At 64.7% G+C, this 20,762-nt stretch carries 20 protein-coding genes; 17 read left to right on the top strand and 3 right to left on the bottom strand.

The window, feature by feature from the left end:
• The first annotated feature begins 54 nt into the window (after nt 1–54).
• The 10 genes from ssb to O5O54_RS04825 all read left to right on the top strand — a co-directional run bounded on the left by ssb (nt 55) and on the right by O5O54_RS04825 (nt 11,348).
• Complete coding sequence (gene ssb / locus O5O54_RS04870; protein WP_279479479.1) at nt 55–606, top strand: single-stranded DNA-binding protein; 552 nt, start codon at nt 55–57, stop codon at nt 604–606.
• Between the two features lie 313 nt (nt 607–919).
• Nucleotides 920–1,972 carry a tyrosine-type recombinase/integrase gene (locus O5O54_RS04865; RefSeq protein ID WP_279479477.1) on the top strand — a complete coding sequence of 351 codons (1,053 nt, stop codon included), beginning with the start codon at nt 920–922 and terminating at the stop codon, nt 1,970–1,972.
• The gene (locus tag O5O54_RS04860) at nt 1,969–3,531 is read left to right on the top strand and encodes a site-specific integrase (RefSeq protein ID WP_279479474.1); all 1,563 of its coding nucleotides are present in this window, start codon (nt 1,969–1,971) and stop codon (nt 3,529–3,531) included. Before O5O54_RS04865 ends, O5O54_RS04860 begins: the two co-directional genes overlap by 4 nt.
• Entirely contained in the window at nt 3,528–5,501 is a 1,974-nt protein-coding gene (locus tag O5O54_RS04855) for a hypothetical protein (protein ID WP_279479472.1), read from the top strand. Before O5O54_RS04860 ends, O5O54_RS04855 begins: the two co-directional genes overlap by 4 nt.
• Nucleotides 5,502–5,955: 454 nt before the next feature.
• On the top strand, nt 5,956–6,351 hold the full coding sequence (locus O5O54_RS04850) for a hypothetical protein (protein WP_279479471.1): 396 nt from the start codon (nt 5,956–5,958) through the stop codon (nt 6,349–6,351).
• Between the two features lie 35 nt (nt 6,352–6,386).
• Nucleotides 6,387–6,800, top strand: coding sequence for a hypothetical protein (locus O5O54_RS04845; RefSeq protein WP_279479469.1), 414 nt, complete (start codon nt 6,387–6,389; stop codon nt 6,798–6,800).
• Nucleotides 6,801–6,835: 35 nt separating this feature from the next.
• Nucleotides 6,836–8,713: an AAA family ATPase gene (locus O5O54_RS04840; protein WP_279479468.1), complete on the top strand. Its 1,878-nt coding sequence runs from the start codon at nt 6,836–6,838 to the stop codon at nt 8,711–8,713.
• Nucleotides 8,714–8,745: 32 nt separating this feature from the next.
• Nucleotides 8,746–9,495, top strand: a complete 750-nt coding sequence (locus tag O5O54_RS04835) for a phage Gp37/Gp68 family protein (RefSeq protein WP_279479466.1) — start codon at nt 8,746–8,748, stop codon at nt 9,493–9,495.
• 7 nt (nt 9,496–9,502) lie between these two features.
• Nucleotides 9,503–10,633 carry a three-Cys-motif partner protein TcmP gene (locus O5O54_RS04830; protein ID WP_279479464.1) on the top strand — a complete coding sequence of 377 codons (1,131 nt, stop codon included), beginning with the start codon at nt 9,503–9,505 and terminating at the stop codon, nt 10,631–10,633.
• A 103-nt stretch (nt 10,634–10,736) separates the two neighbouring features.
• Nucleotides 10,737–11,348 carry a hypothetical protein gene (locus O5O54_RS04825; protein ID WP_279479462.1) on the top strand — a complete coding sequence of 204 codons (612 nt, stop codon included), beginning with the start codon at nt 10,737–10,739 and terminating at the stop codon, nt 11,346–11,348.
• A gap of 145 nt (nt 11,349–11,493) precedes the next feature.
• On the opposite strand, the gene O5O54_RS04820 is transcribed toward O5O54_RS04825, so the two are convergent.
• Nucleotides 11,494–11,643 carry a hypothetical protein gene (locus O5O54_RS04820; protein ID WP_279479460.1) on the bottom strand — a complete coding sequence of 50 codons (150 nt, stop codon included), beginning with the start codon at nt 11,641–11,643 and terminating at the stop codon, nt 11,494–11,496.
• A gap of 156 nt (nt 11,644–11,799) precedes the next feature.
• Between O5O54_RS04820 and O5O54_RS04815 the strand changes: the two genes are divergently transcribed.
• A complete protein-coding gene (locus O5O54_RS04815; protein WP_279479458.1) occupies nt 11,800–12,519 on the top strand; it encodes a TIR domain-containing protein in 720 nt (239 codons plus the stop codon).
• Nucleotides 12,520–12,817: 298 nt separating this feature from the next.
• On the opposite strand, the gene O5O54_RS04810 is transcribed toward O5O54_RS04815, so the two are convergent.
• Entirely contained in the window at nt 12,818–13,456 is a 639-nt protein-coding gene (locus O5O54_RS04810; protein WP_279479914.1) for a MarC family protein, read from the bottom strand.
• 283 nt (nt 13,457–13,739) lie between these two features.
• Between O5O54_RS04810 and gyrA the strand changes: the two genes are divergently transcribed.
• Entirely contained in the window at nt 13,740–16,421 is a 2,682-nt protein-coding gene (gene gyrA / locus O5O54_RS04805; RefSeq protein WP_407061664.1) for a DNA gyrase subunit A, read from the top strand.
• Between the two features lie 56 nt (nt 16,422–16,477).
• Here the strand turns inward: gyrA and O5O54_RS04800 are convergent, their stop codons facing one another.
• A complete protein-coding gene (locus O5O54_RS04800) occupies nt 16,478–16,606 on the bottom strand; it encodes a hypothetical protein (protein WP_279479454.1) in 129 nt (42 codons plus the stop codon).
• A 194-nt stretch (nt 16,607–16,800) separates the two neighbouring features.
• Between O5O54_RS04800 and coaD the strand changes: the two genes are divergently transcribed.
• From coaD to tgt, 5 genes are all read left to right on the top strand, one after another.
• Nucleotides 16,801–17,295: a pantetheine-phosphate adenylyltransferase gene (coaD, locus tag O5O54_RS04795; protein ID WP_279479451.1), complete on the top strand. Its 495-nt coding sequence runs from the start codon at nt 16,801–16,803 to the stop codon at nt 17,293–17,295.
• A 20-nt stretch (nt 17,296–17,315) separates the two neighbouring features.
• Nucleotides 17,316–17,858, top strand: a complete 543-nt coding sequence (locus O5O54_RS04790; RefSeq protein ID WP_279479448.1) for a peptidylprolyl isomerase — start codon at nt 17,316–17,318, stop codon at nt 17,856–17,858.
• A gap of 100 nt (nt 17,859–17,958) precedes the next feature.
• Complete coding sequence (locus O5O54_RS04785; RefSeq protein ID WP_279479446.1) at nt 17,959–18,429, top strand: peptidylprolyl isomerase; 471 nt, start codon at nt 17,959–17,961, stop codon at nt 18,427–18,429.
• A 10-nt stretch (nt 18,430–18,439) separates the two neighbouring features.
• A complete protein-coding gene (gene queA, locus O5O54_RS04780; protein ID WP_279479444.1) occupies nt 18,440–19,519 on the top strand; it encodes a tRNA preQ1(34) S-adenosylmethionine ribosyltransferase-isomerase QueA in 1,080 nt (359 codons plus the stop codon).
• Nucleotides 19,516–20,655, top strand: a complete 1,140-nt coding sequence (tgt, locus tag O5O54_RS04775; protein WP_279479442.1) for a tRNA guanosine(34) transglycosylase Tgt — start codon at nt 19,516–19,518, stop codon at nt 20,653–20,655. The genes queA and tgt overlap by 4 nt, the downstream gene beginning before the upstream one ends.
• Nucleotides 20,656–20,762 lie beyond the last annotated feature (107 nt).

The raw sequence follows: 20,762 nt of genomic DNA, 5'->3' as shown, positions 1-20,762 counted from the left end.
GGCGTCGCGTTGCCACTAGGGTCCGCGCGACGAGCGTTCATACGGAGAAGAAGAATGGCGGGTAGCGTCAACAAGGTCATCCTCGTCGGAAATCTGGGCGCCGATCCGGAGATCAAGCGGCTCAATTCCGGCGACGCGATCGCGAACCTGCGCATCGCGACCTCCGAGACCTGGCGTGACAAGAACTCGGGCGAGCGCAAGGAGCGCACCGAGTGGCACAGCGTGGTGATCTTTAACGAGAACCTCGTGAAGGTCGCCGAGCAGTACCTGAAGAAGGGCTCGACGGTCTATATCGAGGGTCAGCTCCAGACGCGCTCCTGGGAAGACCAGCAGGGCCAGAAGCGCTACACGACCGAGGTCGTGCTCCAGCGCTTCCGCGGTGAGTTGCAGATGCTCGGCGGACGCGGCGGCGATGGCGGCGGCTCAAGCTACGAGGGTGGCGGCGGCGAGCGGTCGGGCGGCGGCTCGCGCGGCGGCGGAGACTACGGGCGCGGCGGCGGTTCGGGTGGCGGCAGCGGACGTGGCTCGGGCGGCGGTGGCGGCTATGGCGGTGGCGGGGGCGGAGGTCGCCCGTCCGACGACATGGACGACGAGATTCCGTTCTAGAAAAGGGTAGTTTGCAGTTGTAAACACGAATCGGTAACCAACTGATTCGATTATGGTTTGGCCGACGAGGCTGGACATCTTCTGCAAACTTTTCGCGTTCTTAAATGGTGGGAGATGGGTTTTGTAAACTCCCACCATCTAGGGCGTTGATTTGGTTACGGAAAAACGGAACTTCCGCGTAAAGACAACGACATTCCCGTCGACGGGCGAGCGTTTCGTCCTCGTCGAGGGTCCGCCTGACGGGATCGCTCTCGAAGCGACGACCCTCTACGGTCTCATGGTTCTGCGGGAGCGAGGCTGTTCGCCCAACACCATGTATCTTTCGATGCAGGCCGTCGCGATCATGCTGGAATGGGCATGGAAGCGGGAGCCGAGGATCGATCTTCAGGAGCGTCTCGGAACCGGCATCCTGTTCGAGGCAGCAGAGATCCACAGCCTCCGTCGCGAACTGCGTCTGAAGCTCCCGGCGTCGTCCGGAGGCGAAGACGCTGTCACGGTGGGCTCGGGGCACTACTACAATCGATGCCATGCCGTGCGGGACTACGTCACCTGGCACGCGGAGAACGTGCTCCGCCGTATCCCGACCCGTGAGCACGGACGCGCCGTCGAGCATAGGCGGCGCCTTGAGGATTTCCGGGTGTCAATGGTGGCGAACCTGCCGTCGCCTCGCACCAAGGCGCGTGAAGGCGTCGACGAGGAGGTCCAGCGGCTTTTCCTCGAGGCGATCCGTCCAGGCAGCCCGACCAACCCCTTCCAGGCGCAGCACCAAGCTCGCAACTACGCTCTTCTCCTCCTCTACTTCCTCCTCGGCGTGAGGCGGGCCGAAGCGCTCAAGGTCAAGGGCGAGGATCTCTACCTGACAGGTGCGGAGCCCAAGATCCGGATCGTCGTGCGCGTGGACGAGATCGACGATCCGCGAAGGGTCGAGCCACGGGCGAAGACGCAGGGACGGGATCTGCCTCTCGGACCGGCCCTCGTCGAAGCGTTGCGAGAATGGGTCGTCGTCCATCGCAAGACCTATCCGGGACACAAGAAGACGCCGTTCGTCTTCATCAACAGGATGGGCGGGCCGCTCTCTCTCGAGGCGGTGAACGACATGTTCGAACTGCTTCGTCGGCGCGTGGACGGCCTCCCGGCGGACTTCACCACGCACCACCTCAGGCATACCGCCAACGACAGGCTCAGCGACCTGGCCGACGAGGAAGGCTGGGGTGAGGGGGAGGAGAAGCAGCGCAGGAACTATACGTTCGGCTGGACCAAGACCTCGAACCAGGGGGAAGCATACCAGGCGCGCAGTACCCGTCGGAAGGCTGCGGCGGCCTCCCTCCGCATGCAGAAACGGAGTTGGGAGGGGCAGGCGAAATGAAGACTCTTCCAGTTCGCGAACGAGCCTATTGGCTGCGCGAGCCGCTGCTCGACCTTGCCGGTATGAAAGTCGCTTCCGTGGGCTCGACGTGGCGCCTCAATTTCCTGTCCACCAACAGGGCGGTCCTCGACTGGCAGGCATTTGCTCAGTTGCCCGACGATCTGTTAGGCGCGGTGGTCGGCTTCATGAAATCGGTCGTTGAAAGCCAAAGTCCTGCGTCGGTTTCGAACACGTTCAGCGCCCTTCGATTGATTTTCAGATCGTCAGCGTTTCTTGACGTCCTGGATCGTGGCGGCGATATACCGCTCACGGTGTTCACCGAACTTCTCGGTCAGGATCGTACTGACACCTATCGCGTGCATTACGTTCGCCAGTGGTATCAGTGGTGCGCCGCCCACGACTATCCCCGCTTCGACAAGGATGTCGCTTTCGAAGTCGAACGACTTCGCATTGGCGGCAATACGAAGGGTCAGGCCGTTCTATCGGCTGATCCTGAATCAGGACCCTTAAGCGATCTAGAGATCACCTGCTTCCTCAACGCATTGAGGACCGCAAGGTCGAGCAATGTGCTCTCGATCGAGGAAGAGGCTGCACTGTGGCTTCTGGTGGCATTCGGTTCCAACCCGGAGCAGATCGCACTTCTACGGACGTGCGATGTCAAAATTTTCGAGACCGGCGACGCTACTCAGACGTTCGTTCAGATCGACCTACCTCGAATGAAAAAGCGCGCCGCTTTTCTCCGGAGCGAATTCCGGCCCCGACGCCTCACCGCGGAGATTGGCGAAGTAGTTCTTCAGCTTGCGCAAAATTCGGAACGCCGACGTAGCGAACTAACGAACGTTCCGTCTACAGTGGCAACCCCATTGATCAGCCGGAAGAAGCCTCGTGTCTCCATGCTGAACACGCCGATGGAGCAATATGCTTTACATCTTTCTTCGGTCGAAGTGACGAGGCTGATCACCAAGGCCGTTGATAAGCTGGACGTGAAATCTCACAGGACCGGTCAACAGCTACACGTCACTCCACGCCGGCTCCGATACACATTCGCATCGCGCCTCGTCCGAGAGGGCGTCCCGAAGCGCGAGGTGGCGGATCTGCTAGATCATACCGACCTCCAAAACGTGGCGGTGTATTTCAACATCAAGTCGGACATCGTCCCCAAGCTCGACAAAGCGATGGCGGTAAAACTCGCGCCGGTCGCGCAGGCGTTCATGGGTAAGATCGTTCCAGGTGAGGGTGATGCACTGCGCGGGAATGACCCGACGAGCCGCGTCGCTGTGATCGACAAGGACGCTGGTGCGGTAAAGCCAGTCGGAACCTGCGGATCGTTCTCGTTCTGCAGGCTGATGGCGCCCGTCGCCTGTTACACCTGCGACTCCTTCCAGCCCTGGATGGACGGGCCCCATCATCTGCTTCTCGACGATCTCCTGAAGGACCGTGAGCGGCGGGCCGTGGCAGGGCAGGACGGCCGGATGGTCACTCTCATGGACGACACGATCCTCGCGGTCGCCGACGTCATCGAGCGGATCGGGGTCGCCAGGAACGGAGTGTCGGTATGAACGTCGTCGTCCTTCCATCGGCGCGTACTCTCGACGCATCGGCCGCGCTGACGAGCTACATCGCGAAGGCCAAGGCGTGCTTGGCCTTCGGCCCCGTCGAATGGGATCAGGACATCTGGCGAGACGTCACGCTAGCCAAGGCAATCCGAGAAACCTCAGGCAAGACAGGCGCGAAGGCGCTGCACTTTCTGGCGGGCAAGGGCGGCGCCAGGGGCAACGATTCCTCGGTCGCCCTCGAGCGTCCGTTCTCGGACTTTCTGAAGGCTGTCGTACGGCTTCGTGAGGCCGCCCGACCTCAGTACGCGGAAAATCACCGGGTGATGATCCGGGCCGGACGATTCCTCCACGATGTCCTGGCTGGCGACGAGTACGATCCCTGCCGACTTCTACCTCGACACTTCGACGAGGCGGCAAGGCAAGCCAAGGCTTCGGAAGCGGCTGCGTCCGCCTACGCGACCGGGAAGATGCTCGCGGAGATCGGACGGGAGATCGATGCGTATAACCTCTCGCGGGTTCGGATCGGCTGGAAGAACACAATCTCGCGCCCCAGCAGCGACGACCGGATCACGGTAGAGGCCGCGCAGCGCAGAGAGAGCCGCCTTCCATCGCAGGCCGCGCTGGACGCACTGCCGCGGATCTCGGCCTTGGTGACCGAAGACATGGACGTCCTGCGGATGCGGGTCGTCGAACTCCTGGTCTGTGGCGGATGGCGAATCAACGAACTGCTGTCGATCCCGGTCGACTGCGAGGTCGAGGAGGAGGCGTACGAAAATGGTGAGCCGCTGATCGGAGACGATGGTGAACCGGTCATCCGATACGGAATTCGGTATCACGCGGAGAAGGGGTTCGGCGCCACGATCAAGTGGATTCCATCGGCCATGGTCGACGTCGCTAGGCGGGCTGTCGCGGACTGTCGCCGGCTCACCGAGGCTGTTCGGAACGACGCCTCGTGGATGCACCAGAACCCAGGACGTATCCCGATCGACCGTCTTGACAGGGAAGGGGACGCTTCGCTCACGACCGGTGAGGTCGCCGACGTTCTCGGTCTAGCCGGCCGGGGCGGCGGGCGTCAGTGGTGCGTCGGAAAAGGCATCACGATGATCGCAGGCGCCGGGGGCGTCCAATCGGTTCCACGACAGGCCATGGTCGATGCGATGTTGTCGGATCTACCGACGATCTCGAAAGGGTTTCCCGTTCCGCTTCACCGGCACATGTTCCTCGTACGGGAGAACGCCCTGCATCCCGGCCGAGCGACGATCCCACGGACGGTACGCCTTCTCCAGTCGCAGGCCATGAGCGACTTCATCACCGGTCGCCACGGCAAGCGGTCGATCTTCGCCGCATTCGGCTTTACCGAGCCGGACGGATCGCCGATCGAGATGACCACTCACCAGTTCCGGCACTGGCTCAACACCCTGGCCCAGGAGGGTGGTCTCGCCCAGGAACTCGTCGCGAGGTGGTCGGGCCGGAAGGACATGTCGCAGAACGCCGCATACGACCACGTCAGTGGCCGTGCACTCGCAGAGCATGTCAGGACCCTGGCCGAGAAGGGCGAGATGCGCGGTGGCCTGGCCGCCGTGCGCGAGCGACTGCCGCCGGCCGAACGCACCGCCTTTCTAGAGGCACAGATCGCCACGGCGCACGTAACGGAGATCGGCCTCTGCATCCACGACTGGAGCCTAGCCCCCTGTCCGGTCCACGGCGACTGTTCGACGTGCAACGAGCATGTCGTCGACAAGGGAAACCTTGCCCATCGGGACGAGGCCGAACGGCAGGCCGCTGAGATCGGCATGGCCCTGCAGATCGCGGCTCTCGAGGCGGCGGACGGCACCTACGGCGCGTCGCGGTGGGAGGAGGCACATCGTCGGAAGCAGGCCGGCCTCGAGGCCGTCATCGCGATCCACGCCGACGACAGCATACCCGATGGCACGCTCGTCCATCTGGGTGCGTCGACCTCCGCCCGCGCCTGAGATCGGAGCCACTCTGTTAACGACCGGTTTACCATGAAACCGGTCGGCGCTTGCCAGGCACTTGCTGATGTGCATCGCGCCCCGATATCCATCTTCCATACGGACAAACTTCGTCTCGACGATCCCAGGGGCAACGAGCCTCCAGGCGCCTGCGCGCCCCCGTGATCGTCATCCAGAGCCAAGACCGCCGCCCTGCGGCGGCCCGACGACGCTTGCCCGGACCGCAACCGAATTTTGAAAGGTTGGATGCAATCTTCGAATGCAATCCTCGAACCTAGGTCGGCATCGGCCACCCCAGTTGCATGTGAAGGGCCGGAGCGTGGCGACCAGAAAACCGCCTGGAGAGGGTGCACGGAGGGTTCGCGGGGCTCCGAGATCGGCCGGCCGGCGCTTCCTGGAGGAGAAGGACGTCGAGGCCATCAGGGCTCTGATCCTGGCATGGCCCGCCCTGCCGATGACCTGGGCGGATGTGTGCCGGCGGGTCGCCCGCGACATCCAGAAGATCGACGATACGAAGCCTCGGTTGGGATCGGACGGCAAGGGCTGGACCCGTCAGGCCCTGGCCCGGCACCTCCGTATCCAGGAGGCGTACGAACTTCGCTCCACCCAACTCCAGGCGGAGAAGACCCGGACGGATCGCAATCCGAGAAGGAACCACGATCCCGAAGTGGTGGTGCTGCGCCGCGAACGCGACGCGATCCGGCAGGAGAACGAGGAGCTTCGCCGGAAGCTCGCGGCCTATGAGGAACGGTTCTCGATCCTGACCTACAACAAGGCGCTGGGCGCACAGTCCGAGGAGGAGATGGCACGGCCGCTTCCGAAGAAGTTCGATCGGCAGGGTCGAACGTGAACGCTCGGTCCGGCACGGATCTTGGGGCCGAGAACGTGGCGCGGCTCGAGGCTTACCTCGATGCGGTGACAGCCGCCGGTGACGCCCTCCCGATGCGAAACGGGAAGCCCAACCTGTCGGCCATCGCGATCGCGTGCGGCTTCGACCGTCAGGTGCTCTACAAGAACCCCGGTGCGGTATCGCTCTTGGCCGCCTTCTTCGAACGGCAACCGTCGACGGCGTCGACGAGCAGTAACCCTGACGACCCAGAGGACGATCAGAAGCCCGTTCACGATCGGAAGGACCGACGGATCCAGCAACTGGAACAGCAGCTATCCGCCGTCCGGGCCGAGAATGTCGCCCTTCGTGAGAAGCTGCGCCGACTGCAGCATCTCGAGGACTACATGGTCGAGACAGGCCGTCGCGTCGTGTCCTTCGGACCGTCGCTCGAGAAGACCGGAAAGCCGTGAACCGCCCTTCGCGGCCTTCGGCCTCCCAACCGACGATGTCCTCGACCGATGCCGTTGCCCGTCATCTGGCCACGAGCCCGGAGTTCGAGGGGATCGGCTTCGCTCGCGCATCCAGGCTCGCGGAGGCGTTCGGAGAGAAACTGGCGTCCGTGCTGGGCTCGGGCGATCCGACGCCCTTGGTGCCGATCCTCGGTGCGGATCTCGCGACATCCTTGATCGAAGCCTGGCGGACGAACCTCGCCCGAGGCGACGTTGTCGTCTGGCTCTCCGAGAACGGCTTCGATCCGCGTCTCGCCACACGCGCCGTGGATCTGTGGGGCGCGGAGGCCGCCCGCATCGTCTCGGAGAACCCCTATTCGCTGATGGCGTTCGAGAGCTTCCGGAAGATCGACGCGGTGGCCATGCGGCTCGGCTGGCGTCCGGAGCACGCGTTCAGGATGGCTGCGGCCGTCGAGGACGTGCTCTACAGGAGGCTCGACGCCGGCCATACGTGGATCGCCGACGATCATCTTCGGAACGACGTCGCGGCTACGATCGGCCAGGACCTGTCCTCCTACGCGGTCGGGATCGCAGCGGACGATGGAGCGGCGTTCGCCCTCGGGGACGGCTGGCAGAGCGCCGGGTGCGCCGCAATGGAGGACTACGTGGCGGCCCGCCTCCGGACGATGGTGGCGACGCCTCCCTCCGGCGATCTCGTCGCCCGGCGCGTCGATCCGGGCGAGATCGCCACATTCCTGAATGACTGGACCTCACGCCATCGGCTCTCCCTCGACGAGGACCAGGCGAGGGCGGTCCGCGTCGCCACGACGGAACGGATCGCGATCGTCACCGGCGGCGCCGGCGTCGGGAAGACGACCGTCCTTAAGGCGATCGGGGCCGCCTGCGACACCTTCGGACGGACCACGGTCATGGTGGCTCTGGCTGGGCGAGCCGCCATGCGCATCACCGAGACGACAGGTCGTCCCGCGATGACGATCGCCGCGTTCCTGAAGAAGCGGTCTGCCGGCGACATGCCCATGGGCGCCGAGACGCTTCTCGTCGTGGACGAGGCTTCGATGCTCGATCTCCCGACCCTCTACCGCATCCTGCGGGCCATGCCCGACGAAGCTCGGCTCCTCCTCGTAGGCGACCCTGGTCAGCTTCCGCCGATCGGCTTCGGTCTGACACTGCACGTGCTGGCCGGGATCCCGATCATTCCGAAGGTCGAACTGACCCGCGTGTATCGTCAGACCGGGCGATCCGGCATTCCGGCGATCTCCCGTGCGGTCCGTGAGGGGCGGATCGAGATGCCCCCGGCCTTCGACGGACTTGGCACCGGTGTCTCGGTCGTCGCGTGTCATCCCGAGCGGATCAAGGACACCGTCGTCGATCTCGCGGCGGAGATCGGCGGGATAGGAGGCGACCTGCGGATCCTGTCGGCCGTTCGTTCACCGGCCTGGGGGACCGAGAGCCTGAACGGCACCTTCCATCGAATCGTCTCGGGTGGGCGGCCGGCGTGGCATGGGTTCTGCGTCGGCGAACCGGTCATGTATCTGCGGAACGACTATCAGCGTGGGCTTCGAAACGGCTCGTTGGGCGTCGTCACGGCGATCGGCGAAACAGGGATGGTCTGCGACTTCGGAGATGGACCTGAGCAGTTCACGACGTCCGATCGGGCGAACCTGTCGCTCGCCTACGCGATGACGGTGCACAAGGCGCAGGGATCGCAGTTTCCGCGGGTCATCGTCCCCGTCGTCGCAAGCCGCATCCTAGACCGCTCCCTGATCTACACGGCGATCACGAGGGCTAGCGAACAGGTCGTGCTTGTGGGTGACCCGAACGTGTTGGAAAAGGCCGTTCGAGATGATCCAGTGGCTTCTCGCAGATTGGTGGGCCTAGGCTCTCGGCTAGTTGGCGATCCGAGGAATCGCTAGCACATTCCGGGCGATTGTTCTATTTTCGTTCCATGGCTGCGACCTCGGACATTGAGTGGACGAACTCAACTTGGAACCCCGTCACGGGCTGTACGAAAGTCAGCGCCGGCTGCGACCTCTGCTATGCTGAGCGTTTCTCTGAGCGGTTTCGCGGTGTGCCGGGACACCCATTCGAGAATGGTTTCGATCTGACGTTGCGGCCGAAAAGGCTAGACCAGCCTTTGTCGTGGCGACGTCCCCGCATGATCTTCGTCAACTCGATGAGCGACCTATTCCACAAGGACGTACCGACAGACTTCGTCGACAGGGTATTCAACACCATGGAGGCGGCCGACTGGCACGAGTACCAGATCCTGACGAAGCGGAGTTCGCTGCTCAGGGACTACGTCAACAGGCGTTACGCGGACCGGACGCCGCCCGAGCATATTTGGCTCGGCGTCTCGGTCGAGGACGGACACATGCTCACGCGCGTCCGTCATTTGCGTCAGGCCAGGGCTGGCGTGCGTTTCCTCTCGATCGAGCCGCTGATCGGGCCCGTCGGCGACCTGGACCTGACAGGCATCCACTGGGTGATCGTCGGTGGAGAGAGCGGCCCGCGAGCCAGGCCGATGGATCCTGCTTGGGTCCTCGACGTCCGCAACCGGTGCCGGGCTGCCGGCGTTCCGTTCTTCTTCAAGCAGTGGGGAGGGCGGACGCCCAAGGCGGCCGGTCGCACGCTCGAAGGTGAGGTGTTCAACGAGTGGCCCGCTGCCGCGAGGGCGTCCCTGATCGCGGCCGAGTGAGGGACGGATGGCTGCGCCGAAGACGACAACGTGGGCCCTCGAGGAGCACACGAAAGCCAAGCATGCCATCCTGAGGCGCTATCTGGACGCCTGGATCCCCATCCTGAGCCACGGCGGGTTCCCCCGCATCGTCTTCGTGGACGGCTTCGCCGGGCCCGGCGTCTACGACGACGGATCGGACGGATCGCCGATCATCGCCCTGAACGCCTATCTTGCACAGGCGGCGACGATCTCGGCCGAGGTGGATTTCCACTTCGTGGAGGTCGATCCCGGTCGTGCCGCCTTGCTGAAGCAGGCCGTCGATGCCCTGCTGGCGTCTGCGCCCCGGTGCCCGCGCCTGAAGGTCCATATCCATTCCGGACGCGGTTTCGACGAGGTCTACAACGCCGACATCCACCCGACGCTCGGTCAGGGCGTGCCGGTGTTCGCCTTCATAGATCCCTTCGGATGGCGGATCTCAATGGCGACGATCGCCCGGATCATGGCGCTCGGCTCGTCCGAGGTGCTGGTGAACTTCATGTTCGAGGAGATCAACCGCTTCCTGGCCCATCCCGACCAGGTGGAGAACTTCGACACGCTGTTCGGTGGCGACGAGTGGAGGAGGATCGCCCGCATGGAGGGGCAGGCCCGTCGGAACGCCCTCCGCGACCACTTCGCTGAGCGGCTCAAGTCCGTGGGTCGGGCCACCCACGTCCGCCACTTCGAGATGAGGAACCGTCGTTCCCAGGTCGACTACTACCTGTTCTTTGCGACCCGGAAACGTAAGGGGCTGGTGAAGATGAAGGAGGCGATGTGGAAGGCTGATCCTGCCGGCGCCTTCACGTTCTCGGACGCCACCGATCCGAACCAGATGGTGATGTTCGGCGCCGAGGCGGATCTGGCCCGGCTCGAGCGGGAGATCTGCGGGAGGTTCGCCGGAGAAGCCTGCCTCGTGTCGGAGATCGAGACGTTCGTGATCGACGAGACCGCGTTCCGCGACAGCCACTACAAGGGCGTCCTCAAGGCCATGGAGAAGGCCGGAAGGTTGGAGGTCGTCGCCGCCAAGCCACGCCGGCGCAGGGGCACCTTTCCGGAGGGGACGGTGGTCCGTCCCTCGCCGGCCTACGGTGGCGCGATCCCGCTTCGACTGGCGCTATGATACCTGCGTGGCCGCCTCAGTGAGACCGAGCTTCGTCCGTGCTCGGAGGACGTGGTCCGACCTTTCGGAGTTCGTCGTCCATCTCGCCCGAGGCAATGACCCGATGGACAGCTACCACAACATCATCGGCATCCTCAGCTCCCGGTGCATCCGCGCTACCGGTCCTGTCGGCATGGCAAGGTTCGAAGCGCCGGCCGCGACGACCCAGATGGCCGTGTCCTTCAGCGAGATCCCGGTCCACCTGCTGGAGCGACTGGCTCGTCGGCGCATGCGTGGCGGGCCGTCGAGTTGGCACGGCATAGCCTTCCGGAAGGATCACCTGATCAGCCAGGGCGGAAACCCGATCCTCTACGCCTACCAGGGATCCCCGTTGGAGGCGGGCATGCGCGGCTTGATGGATCGCGCTTTGGCGGACGATCACCCCGCAGACGATCCCGTGTGGGGGATCACGCCGTTCGTCGACGCACCAGGCCATTACGCCGGCAAGCCGCGCTTCTTCGAGTGGGAGCGCGAGTGGAGGATCGCGAGTCGCGACTTCGAATTCTCGGAAGACGACGTCGCGTTCCTGGTCATGCCGGAGGTGTTCCATGAACCCGCGGTAGGCTTCTTCGAACAGGCATACGCGGAGCATACGGGACCATCATACAGATGCCCGTTCGTTGATCTCACTTGGTCACCGGTCCGAATCGGAACGGTTCTCGACAACATCCCGTAATCACAGGGCCAGCGAACAGGTCGTGTTTGTGGATGATCCCGACGTGCTGCGAAAGGCAGTCGAGGCGGGCCCGATCGCGTCGAGGCGATCGGTGGGATTGGGGACGCGCCTTCAGACCTGAACCGGATCGGTACCGTCAGAAGGCTTACTTCTTCGACTTTCCCCCCTTCTTGTCCGGCGCCTGCGACAGCGCGGAGCCGGCTGCGGTCTTCGAGTCCTTGCCCGTCCGCCCGTCCTTCAGGACGTTGGAAGCCGCCTTCGCCGCTTTCGGACCCGTCTTCTCGTTCTTACCCATGGTGCCCTCCCAGACTCGCAGGCGTCTACCGATCCAGAACATCCCGTCGGTCGCCGGGATCGATGATGATCTTGGGTTGTGCTTTCCGCAATGGAAAAGAACACTGGGTGAACGACGAGGCGAATCGCTTCGGATGCAGCGCGACAGACGGACCCCATGACAATCCGGATCTTCGTTTCATACAGCCACCGTGACGACGCTCACCGGATGCGGTTGTCAACGCACATGGCGGCCCTCGAACGGGAAAAGGACGTGGTGGTCTGGTTCGATGGCGACATCGAGCCGGGACGCGAGATCACGCCCGAGATCCGGAAGCAGCTCAGGCAGACCGACATCTTCCTGGCACTCGGAAGTTCGAACTACCTCCATTCCGACTACTGCTATCGGCGCGAGTACAAGGTGATGCTGCGTCGGTCGAAGCAGGGACGCCCACGCGTCCTCGTCGCTCTCGTCGGCATCTGCGACTGGCCAAGCACGGAGATGGCGAAGTCGAAGATGCTGCCCGACGACGCCAAGTCGGTCGAGGAGCATGGACGCCCGAACAGGGCATACCTGCAGATCGTCCAGGGCCTACGGCGGGTGGTTCGGGCGGTAAGGCAGGAGAAGGGCAAGGAGCAGGCCGAGGCGGATCGGAAGGTCGTTGCCAAGGCGAGAGCTACGGCTGCCAGTAGAAGAAATTCCAAGGGTAGAGCAGTCGAATCCGCGCAGTCGCAGGCCGAGACCAGGAAGCCTGCTGCGAAGGTCCAGAAGCCGAAGACAAGGCCGGCTGCCAAACCACGCAACATGGAGACCGGCAGGAAGCCGAAAGGAGCATCGGCCCCGGCGAAACCCAGGACGACGTCGCGTACATCGAAGCCCCGCCGCCCAGCGAAGTAGACATGCAGCGTAACGAAGGGTGTCAGGGAAACCCGAGACAACGGGAGGCCGATCCGGCGCGAAGCCCCCGAAGCGTAGAGACGGGTCGGTCGGATCCAGCCGGTACGGACCGTTCCGCCGGCAACGACCGACCTGATCGACAAAGGCGTCGGAGCATGCGATCTTCAGCTTCGGAAACAGGTTTTAGCCGCCTCGTTGACGGCGCCATCGAAGCGGAAGTCGATTCTTCAATATTCTACAGGGGACTAACACACACAGTGGCGCTGTGTACCCGTCACAACCGTTCTGACCGGAGGGATCAGGCGACGGCGGCAGGGAACAAAGCCTTGATGCCGTCGCTGACGAACTGGACCGCCAGCGCCGCGAGAAGCACCCCGAGAAGGCGCGTTACCACGGCGCGGCCGGTATGGCCCATAAGGCGCTCCAGCCGGTCGGCCGCGATGAGGAACAGGTAGGCCACGAAGATCGTGATGGCGATCACCGCCAGCACGCTTCCCTGGCCGGCGGCGCTCGGCAGTTCGCCCGACAGGAGGATCACGGCCGAGATGGCGCCGGGTCCGGCCATCAGCGGGATGGCGAGCGGCACCGCGGCGATCTCGCCGGCCTCGTGCTCCGTCATCGCCGTCTGGGCGTCCTTTTCTTTCCGCGTCTTACGCTTCTCGAAGACCAGCTCGAAGGCGATCCAGAACAGGAACAGGCCCCCTGCCACGCGGAAGGCGCCGAGCGAGATGCCGAGCGCCGTGAGGACGCTCAGGCCCGCGAGGCCGAACACCGCCAGAATCGTGAAGGCGATCAGGCAGCCGTTGCGCGCGATGCGCCGGCGCTCTGCCTTCGCCAGGCCCGTCGTCAGCCCGAGGAAGATCGGCGCAAGGCCGATCGGATCGATGATCACGAACAGCGTGGCGAAGCCGTTGAGAAGGGTTTCGAGCATGCACAGGCCTTCGGCGACGGGACTTTGCGCCTTCATAGCGCCGTGAGAGCCAGGCGGCGACGCCCCTTGCGTCCACAGCGCGGCGCCGAGCGACGCGAAAAATGCAGGCAGTACCGCAAAGTATTGTTTTCTCTGCCTTATTTCATAGGCGACGATTTGCGTCTGCGAGCGTGATTCCTATATAAGGGCAAGACATTCTGCCCAGGATTTCATCTTGTCCGATCTTCCCCCCGATTCTACCCAGCCCGAGCGTCCGACGGGTATCGAGCCGGTCTCGATCATCGAGGAGATGCAGCGCTCCTACCTCGACTACGCGATGAGCGTGATCGTCAGCCGCGCGCTTCCCGACGTGCGTGACGGGCTGAAGCCGGTGCATCGGCGCGTGCTCTTCGCCATGAGCGAGATGGGGCTTGTCTGGAACAAGTCCTACCGTAAGTCGGCGGGCGTGGTCGGCGAGGTGATGGGCAAGTACCACCCGCACGGCGACGCCTCGATCTACGACGCCCTGGTGCGCATGGCGCAGGACTTCTCTCTGCGCGCGCCTTTGATCGACGGGCAGGGCAATTTCGGCTCGATCGACGGCGATCCGCCGGCGGCGATGCGATACACCGAATGCCGCCTCGAGAAGGTATCGGACGCGATCCTCGCCGACATCGACAAGGAAACCGTCGACTTCCAGGAGAACTACGACGGTCGCGAGCTGGAGCCGGTCGTCCTGCCGGCGCGGGTGCCGAACCTTCTCCTCAACGGCTCGGGCGGCATCGCCGTCGGCATGGCCACCAACATCCCACCGCACAATCTCGGCGAGCTAATCGACGGTTGCATCGCGCTGATCGACAATCCGGCGCTCCAACTGCCGGATCTGATGGAGATCATCCCCGGGCCGGACTTCCCGACGGGCGCCATCGTGCTCGGGCGGGCCGGCATCCAGAACGCCTATGCGACCGGGCGCGGCTCGATCCTCATGCGCGGCAAGGTGCATATCGAGGACATGCGCGGCGACCGCGAGGCCATCGTCATCACCGAGATCCCGTATCAGGTGAACAAGGCGACGATGATCGAGAAGATGGCCGATCTCGTGCGCGAGAAGCGCATCGAAGGCATCTCCGACATCCGCGACGAGAGCGACCGCGAGGGCTATCGCGTTGTGATCGAGTGCAAGCGCGACGCCTCGTCCGATGTCATCCTGAACCAGCTCTACCGCTTCACCCCGCTGCAGACGACCTTCGGCGCCAACATGGTGGCGCTGAACGGCGGCAAGCCCGAGCAGATGACGCTGCTCGACATGCTTACGGCCTTCGTCGCCTTTCGCGAGGAAGTGGTCCAGCGGCGCACCAAGTTCCTGCTGCGAAAAGCACGCGAACGGGCGCACGTTCTGGTCGGTCTCGCCATCGCGGTCGCCAATATCGACGAGATTATCAAGCTGATCCGCCATGCGCCCGATCCGTCCACTGCGCGCGAGCAGTTGATGGAGCGCGAGTGGGAGGCCAAGGACGTCGCGCCGCTGATCCGGCTGATCGACGACCCGCGTCACCGCATCAGCGACGCCGGCACCTATCGCCTGTCCGAGACGCAGGCGCGCGCCATCCTCGACCTGCGCCTCCAGCGCCTGACGGCGCTCGGCCGTGACGAGATCGGCGACGAGCTGAACGCGATCGGCAACGAGATCCGCGACTATCTCGAGATCCTGTCGTCGCGCGTGCGCGTGCGCGACATCATCAAGGAGGAACTCACGGCCGTCCGCGGGGAGTTCGCGACGCCTCGCCGCACGCAGCTCCTCGAAGGCGCGGCCGACCTCGACGACGAGGACCTTATCCCGCGTGAGGACATGGTGGTCACCGTCAGCCACGGCGGCTACATCAAGCGCGTGCCGCTCAGCGTGTACCGGGCGCAGCGGCGCGGCGGCAAGGGCCGCTCCGGCATGTCGCTGAAGGACGAGGAGGATTCGGTCACCCGCCTCTTCGTCGCCAACACGCACACGCCCGTCCTGTTCTTCTCCTCGCGCGGCATCGTCTACAAGGAGAAGGTCTGGCGCCTGCCGCTGGCGACCCCTCAGTCGCGCGGCAAGGCGCTGGTCAACATGCTGCCCTTGGAGAAGGGCGAGCGCATCACCTCGATCCTGCCGCTGCCGGTCGAGGAGGAGGCGGCCGAGCGGCTGAACGTCATGTTCGCCACGACCAAGGGCACGGTCCGCCGCAACGCGCTATCCGATTTCACGCAGGTGAACCGGAACGGCAAGATCGCCATGAAGCTCGAAGAGGCCGAGGACGAGATTCTCGCCGTCGCCGTGTGCGGCGAGGACGACGACGTGCTGCTCGTCTCCTCGGCCGGTCTCTGCATCCGCTTCCCGGTCACCGACGTGCGCGTCTTCACCGGCCGAAACTCGATCGGCGTTCGCGGCATGGCGCTCGGAGAGAAGGACCGGCTGATCTCCATGGCCATCCTGCGCCATGTCGAGGCCACGCCGGCGGAACGGGCGGACTATCTGCGCAAGCGACGCGCGGTGGAAGGCGAAGTCTCGGAGGAGCCGACCGACGAGGAGGCGACGGAGAGCGTCTCGATCACGCCCGAGCGCTATGCCGATCTCGGCGCGCGGGAGGAGTTCGTTCTGACCCTGAGCGAGTTCGGCTACGGCAAGCGCTCGTCGTCCTACGACTTCCGCACCAGCGGGCGCGGCGGCAAGGGCATCCGCGCGACGGATATCGGGCGCGTCAACGACATCGGGCGCCTCGTGGCCGGCTTCCCGGTCGAGCCGGGCGACCAGATCCTGATGATCTCGGACCGAGGGCAGATGATCCGCGTGCCCGTCGAGGGCATCCGTATCGCGGGCCGTGCGACCAAAGGCGTTACGATCTTCAACACGGCCGAAAACGAGCGGGTCGTTTCCGTGGAGCGCATTCCCGATCAGGGAACCGAGGAAAGTGAACTCGGCGAAACCGCGCCGCCGGCGTCGGACGAGCCGTCCAGATAGAGGCGACACGAAGTGTGAGCGGGGCCGGCTATGCCGGTCCCGCGACGTTCAGCCTGTCAGCCAAGGATCTTTGGCTTGCGGGCAATGGCTCGGGCGCGCTGCTTGCTCGCCTCGTTATGCATCGCAATGACCGTTGCGGTTGAGAGGGAGGCGACCATTGCGAGCGACAAGGCGAGGAACATCATTGATTTCTCTCCTGAATACAGCGCCATAACGCGAATGCCTAACGAATCGTTCCACAACCGGGCGGCTTCGTCGATCTTCGGTCACGACGTTGGACAAGGCCAAGTCTGCCCGCCGAATGCTTTGTAAAATGGTATCGCCGACCGCCCTTTCGCAAGGTCCGGAGCCGATCTCTCAGCATGGTTAGGAAGTCGTGATGTCGCGGATCGCCCTTTATCCCGGAAGCTTCGATCCGCCGACCGCGGGGCATGTGGACATCATCCGGTCGGCGATGAGGATCTTCGACGAGGTCGTGGTCGCCATCGGCGTTCATCCCGGCAAGGTGCCGCTCTTCGACGCCGAGGAGCGGGCGGAACTGGTTCGCGCCTGCGTCGGTCCGGCGGAGGGTCCGTCGGTGCGGGTGTCCTTCTTTTCCGACCTCGTGGTGGAGGAGGCGCGGCGGCAGGGCGCCTGCGCGCTCGTGCGCGGCCTGCGCGACGCGACGGACTTCGACTACGAGATGCAGATGGCGGGCATGAACGGGACCCTGATGCCGAATCTGACCACCGTCTTCCTGCCGGCGTCGCCGGCCACGAGGCCCATTACGGCCACATTGGTCCGCCAGATCGCCAAGATGGGCGGGGACGTGTCTCCCTTCGTGCCGGAGCACGTCGCCGCCGCCCTGAAACGCAAGCTCTCCCGATCCTCCTGAGAGCTGTCCGGAGTCCGCCGATGAAACTTCTTCCGACCCTTGGTCTCCTCGTCACGGTCGCGATGGCCGGGCTGGCGCCGGCCCACGCACAGATGGCGGCCGCCGGCGACACGCTCGTAATCGAGACCAACAAGGGCGAGATCGACGTCAAGCTGCGCCCAGATCTCGCGCCCAAGCATGTCGAGCAGATCAAGGCGCTGGCCAAGGAAGGCTTCTACAACGGCGTCGTCTTCCACCGCGTCATCGACGGCTTCATGGCCCAGACGGGCGACCCCACCGGAACAGGCATGGGCGGTTCGGAGAGGCCCGATCTCCAGGCCGAGTTCTCCGACGCGCCGTTCAAACGCGGCGTGGTCGGCATGGCACGGGCGCAGGATCCGAACTCCGCCAATTCGCAGTTCTTCATCATGCTCGCCGACGGCGACTTCCTGAACGGCCAGTACACGGTCGTCGGCGAGGTGACCAAGGGCATGGACGTCGTGGACAAGATCAAGAAGGGCGACGAGGCCAACAACGGCACGGTCGAGAACCCCGACAAGATGGTCAAGGTCGAGACTCGCTGACATCAGCCTTGCAACTGCGGGGCGGTTCATCCATTCAGCAAAGCAGACGGGCGGTCCGGTCCAGCCGGATCGCCCTTGTTCATTCATAAGGAGACTGGCCATGGCCTTCGAGGATCCCGAAAACACGCTGGTTCTGGAAACGACGAAGGGGCAGGTCGTCATCAAGCTGCGCCCCGACCTCGCGCCCGGCCACGTCGCCCGCGTGAAGGAGCTCGCTCGCGAAGGCTTCTACGACGGCGTCGTGTTCCACCGCGTGATCGACGGCTTCATGGCCCAGACGGGCGATCCGACCGGAACCGGCACCGGCGGCTCCGACAAGCCGGACCTCAAGGCCGAATTCTCGGCCGAGCCGCACAAGCGCGGCACGGTCTCGGCCGCCCGCACAGCCAACCCGAACAGCGCCAACTCGCAGTTCTTCATCTGCTTCGAGCGCGCGCCCTGGCTCGACCGGCAGTACTCGGTCTGGGGTGAGGTGATCGAGGGCATGGACGCCGTCGACAAGATCAAGCGCGGCGAGCCCGTGCGCGATCCCGACCAGATCACCACCATGCGCGTCGCCGCGGACATCTGATTCGGGCGCCGTGCAGGTCGATCTCTTCGACTTCGAACTTCCGGAAGAGCGGATCGCGCTGCGGCCCGCTCTTCCGCGCGAATCGGCCAAACTCCTGCGCGTGGCGGCAGATGGTCCGTTCGAGGACCGGCGCGTCGGCGATCTTCCCGCGCTCTTGCGCGACGGCGACGTCCTCGTCTTCAACGACACCAAGGTCATCCCGGCGCAACTGACCGGCGAGCGCCTGCGCACCGGTTCGGACGGCGCCACGCGCGTCGCCGTCGATGCGACGCTGCATATGCGCGTCGCGCTCGACCGCTGGAAGGCCTTCATGCGTCCGGGCAAGCGGATCAAGGTCGGCGACCGGATCGAGTTCGCCTCGCCGGGCGAGGGTGGGACCATGCTGTCCGCCGAAGTGGCGGAGAAGGGGGAGGGCGGCGAGGTCGACCTTCGCTTCGCCGCGAGCGGTCCGGATCTCGATGCAGCGATCGCGGCCGTCGGGCGGCTGCCGCTCCCCCCCTACATCGCATCCAAGCGCGCGGTCGACGCGGCGGACCTTGAGGACTACCAGACCGTCTTTGCCCGAGAGGAAGGCGCCGTCGCCGCCCCGACCGCCGGGCTCCACTTCACGCCCGAACTGCTGGCCGCCCTTTTGGCACGCGGCACTGCCCAGGAATACGTGACGCTCCATGTGGGCGCCGGCACCTTCCTGCCGGTCAAGGCCGACGACACGAGCCAGCACCGGATGCACAGCGAGATCGGCGTCGTGACGGCTGACGCCGCGCGGCGTCTTCAGGCCGCACGCGACGAAGGCCGGCGCATCGTCGCCGTCGGCACGACATCGCTGCGCCTTCTCGAGAGCGCCGCGCGCAAAACCGGCCGGATCGAGCCCTTCGCGGACGCGACCGACATCTTCATCACGCCGGGCTACGCGTTCCGCGCCGTCGACGCGCTGATGACCAATTTCCACCTGCCGCGCTCGACCCTCTTCATGCTGGTCTCCGCCTTCAGCGGCCTCGACCGCATGCGGTCGGCCTATGCCCACGCGATCGCCGAGGGCTACCGTTTCTATTCCTACGGAGACGCCTGTCTCCTGGAGCGAACCGCTTGACCGAATTCACCTTCCAAGTCTCCGCCACCGACGGTCTCGCCCGGCGGGGCACGATCTCCATGCCGCGCGGCGAGGTCCGGACGCCCGCCTTCATGCCGGTCGGGACGGCCGCGACCGTCAAGGCGATGTATCTCGACCAGGTCCGAGACCTCGGCTCGGACATCATCCTCGGCAACACCTACCACCTGATGCTGCGGCCGGGAGCCGAGCGGGTCGGGCGCCTCGGAGGCCTGCACGAGTTCGCCCGCTGGCCCTATCCGATCCTCACCGATTCCGGCGGTTTCCAGGTCATGTCGCTGGCGAGCCTTCGGAAGATGTCGGAGAGGGGCGTCACCTTCCGCTCGCATATCGACGGCACGGTCTACGAGCTGAGCCCCGAGCGTTCGATCGAGATCCAGGGGCTCCTCGACAGCGACATCCAGATGCAGCTCGACGAATGCATCCGGCTGCCGGCGGAACGCGCCGACATCGAGCGGGCGATGGAGCTCTCCCTGCGCTGGGCCGAACGCTGTGCGGTCGCCTTCGGCAATCAGCCGGGCAAGGCGATGTTCGGCATCGTCCAGGGCGGCGACGACATTCCCTTGCGCATCCGGTCCGCCGAGCGGCTCCGCGACATGAGCCTCAAGGGATACGCCGTCGGCGGCCTTGCGGTGGGCGAGCCGCAGGAGGTGATGCTGCGTACCCTGGACGAGACGGTTCCCGTCCTGCCGCAGGAGAAGCCGCGATACCTGATGGGCGTCGGCACTCCCGACGATATCTTGAAATCGATCATGCGCGGCATCGACATGTTCGATTGCGTGATGCCGACGCGCGCGGGCCGCCATGGGTTGGCGTTCACCCGGCACGGACGGATCAATCTGAAGAACGCGCGCCATGCCGAAGACGCGTCGCCCCTGGACGACCGGTCGGACTGTCCGGCGTCGCGCGACTACTCCCGCGCCTATCTCCATCATCTCGTCCGGACACAGGAAGCGCTCGGCGCCATGCTGCTTACCTGGAACAACCTTGCCTACTACCAGTCGCTCATGGCGGGAGCGCGGGCGGCGATCGAACGGGGGGCCTTGGCGGACTTCGTCGCCGAGACGACCGAAGGGTGGAGAAAGGGGGAAGAGGCGAGGGGGATTGTCCGCTCCTGATGTGGCTCCCCCGAGGCTAGGAAGGCCTTTCAGACGCGCCGGACGATTTTTCGAACTTTTTCGAATTCCCCTGTTGACCTCCACCGCTCCCGCCCCCTATATCGCAT

The sequence above is a fragment of the Aureimonas sp. SK2 genome (assembly GCF_029813115.1).
Taxonomy (GTDB): domain Bacteria; phylum Pseudomonadota; class Alphaproteobacteria; order Rhizobiales; family Rhizobiaceae; genus Aureimonas.
This window is presented reverse-complemented; position numbering and strand designations above follow the sequence as displayed.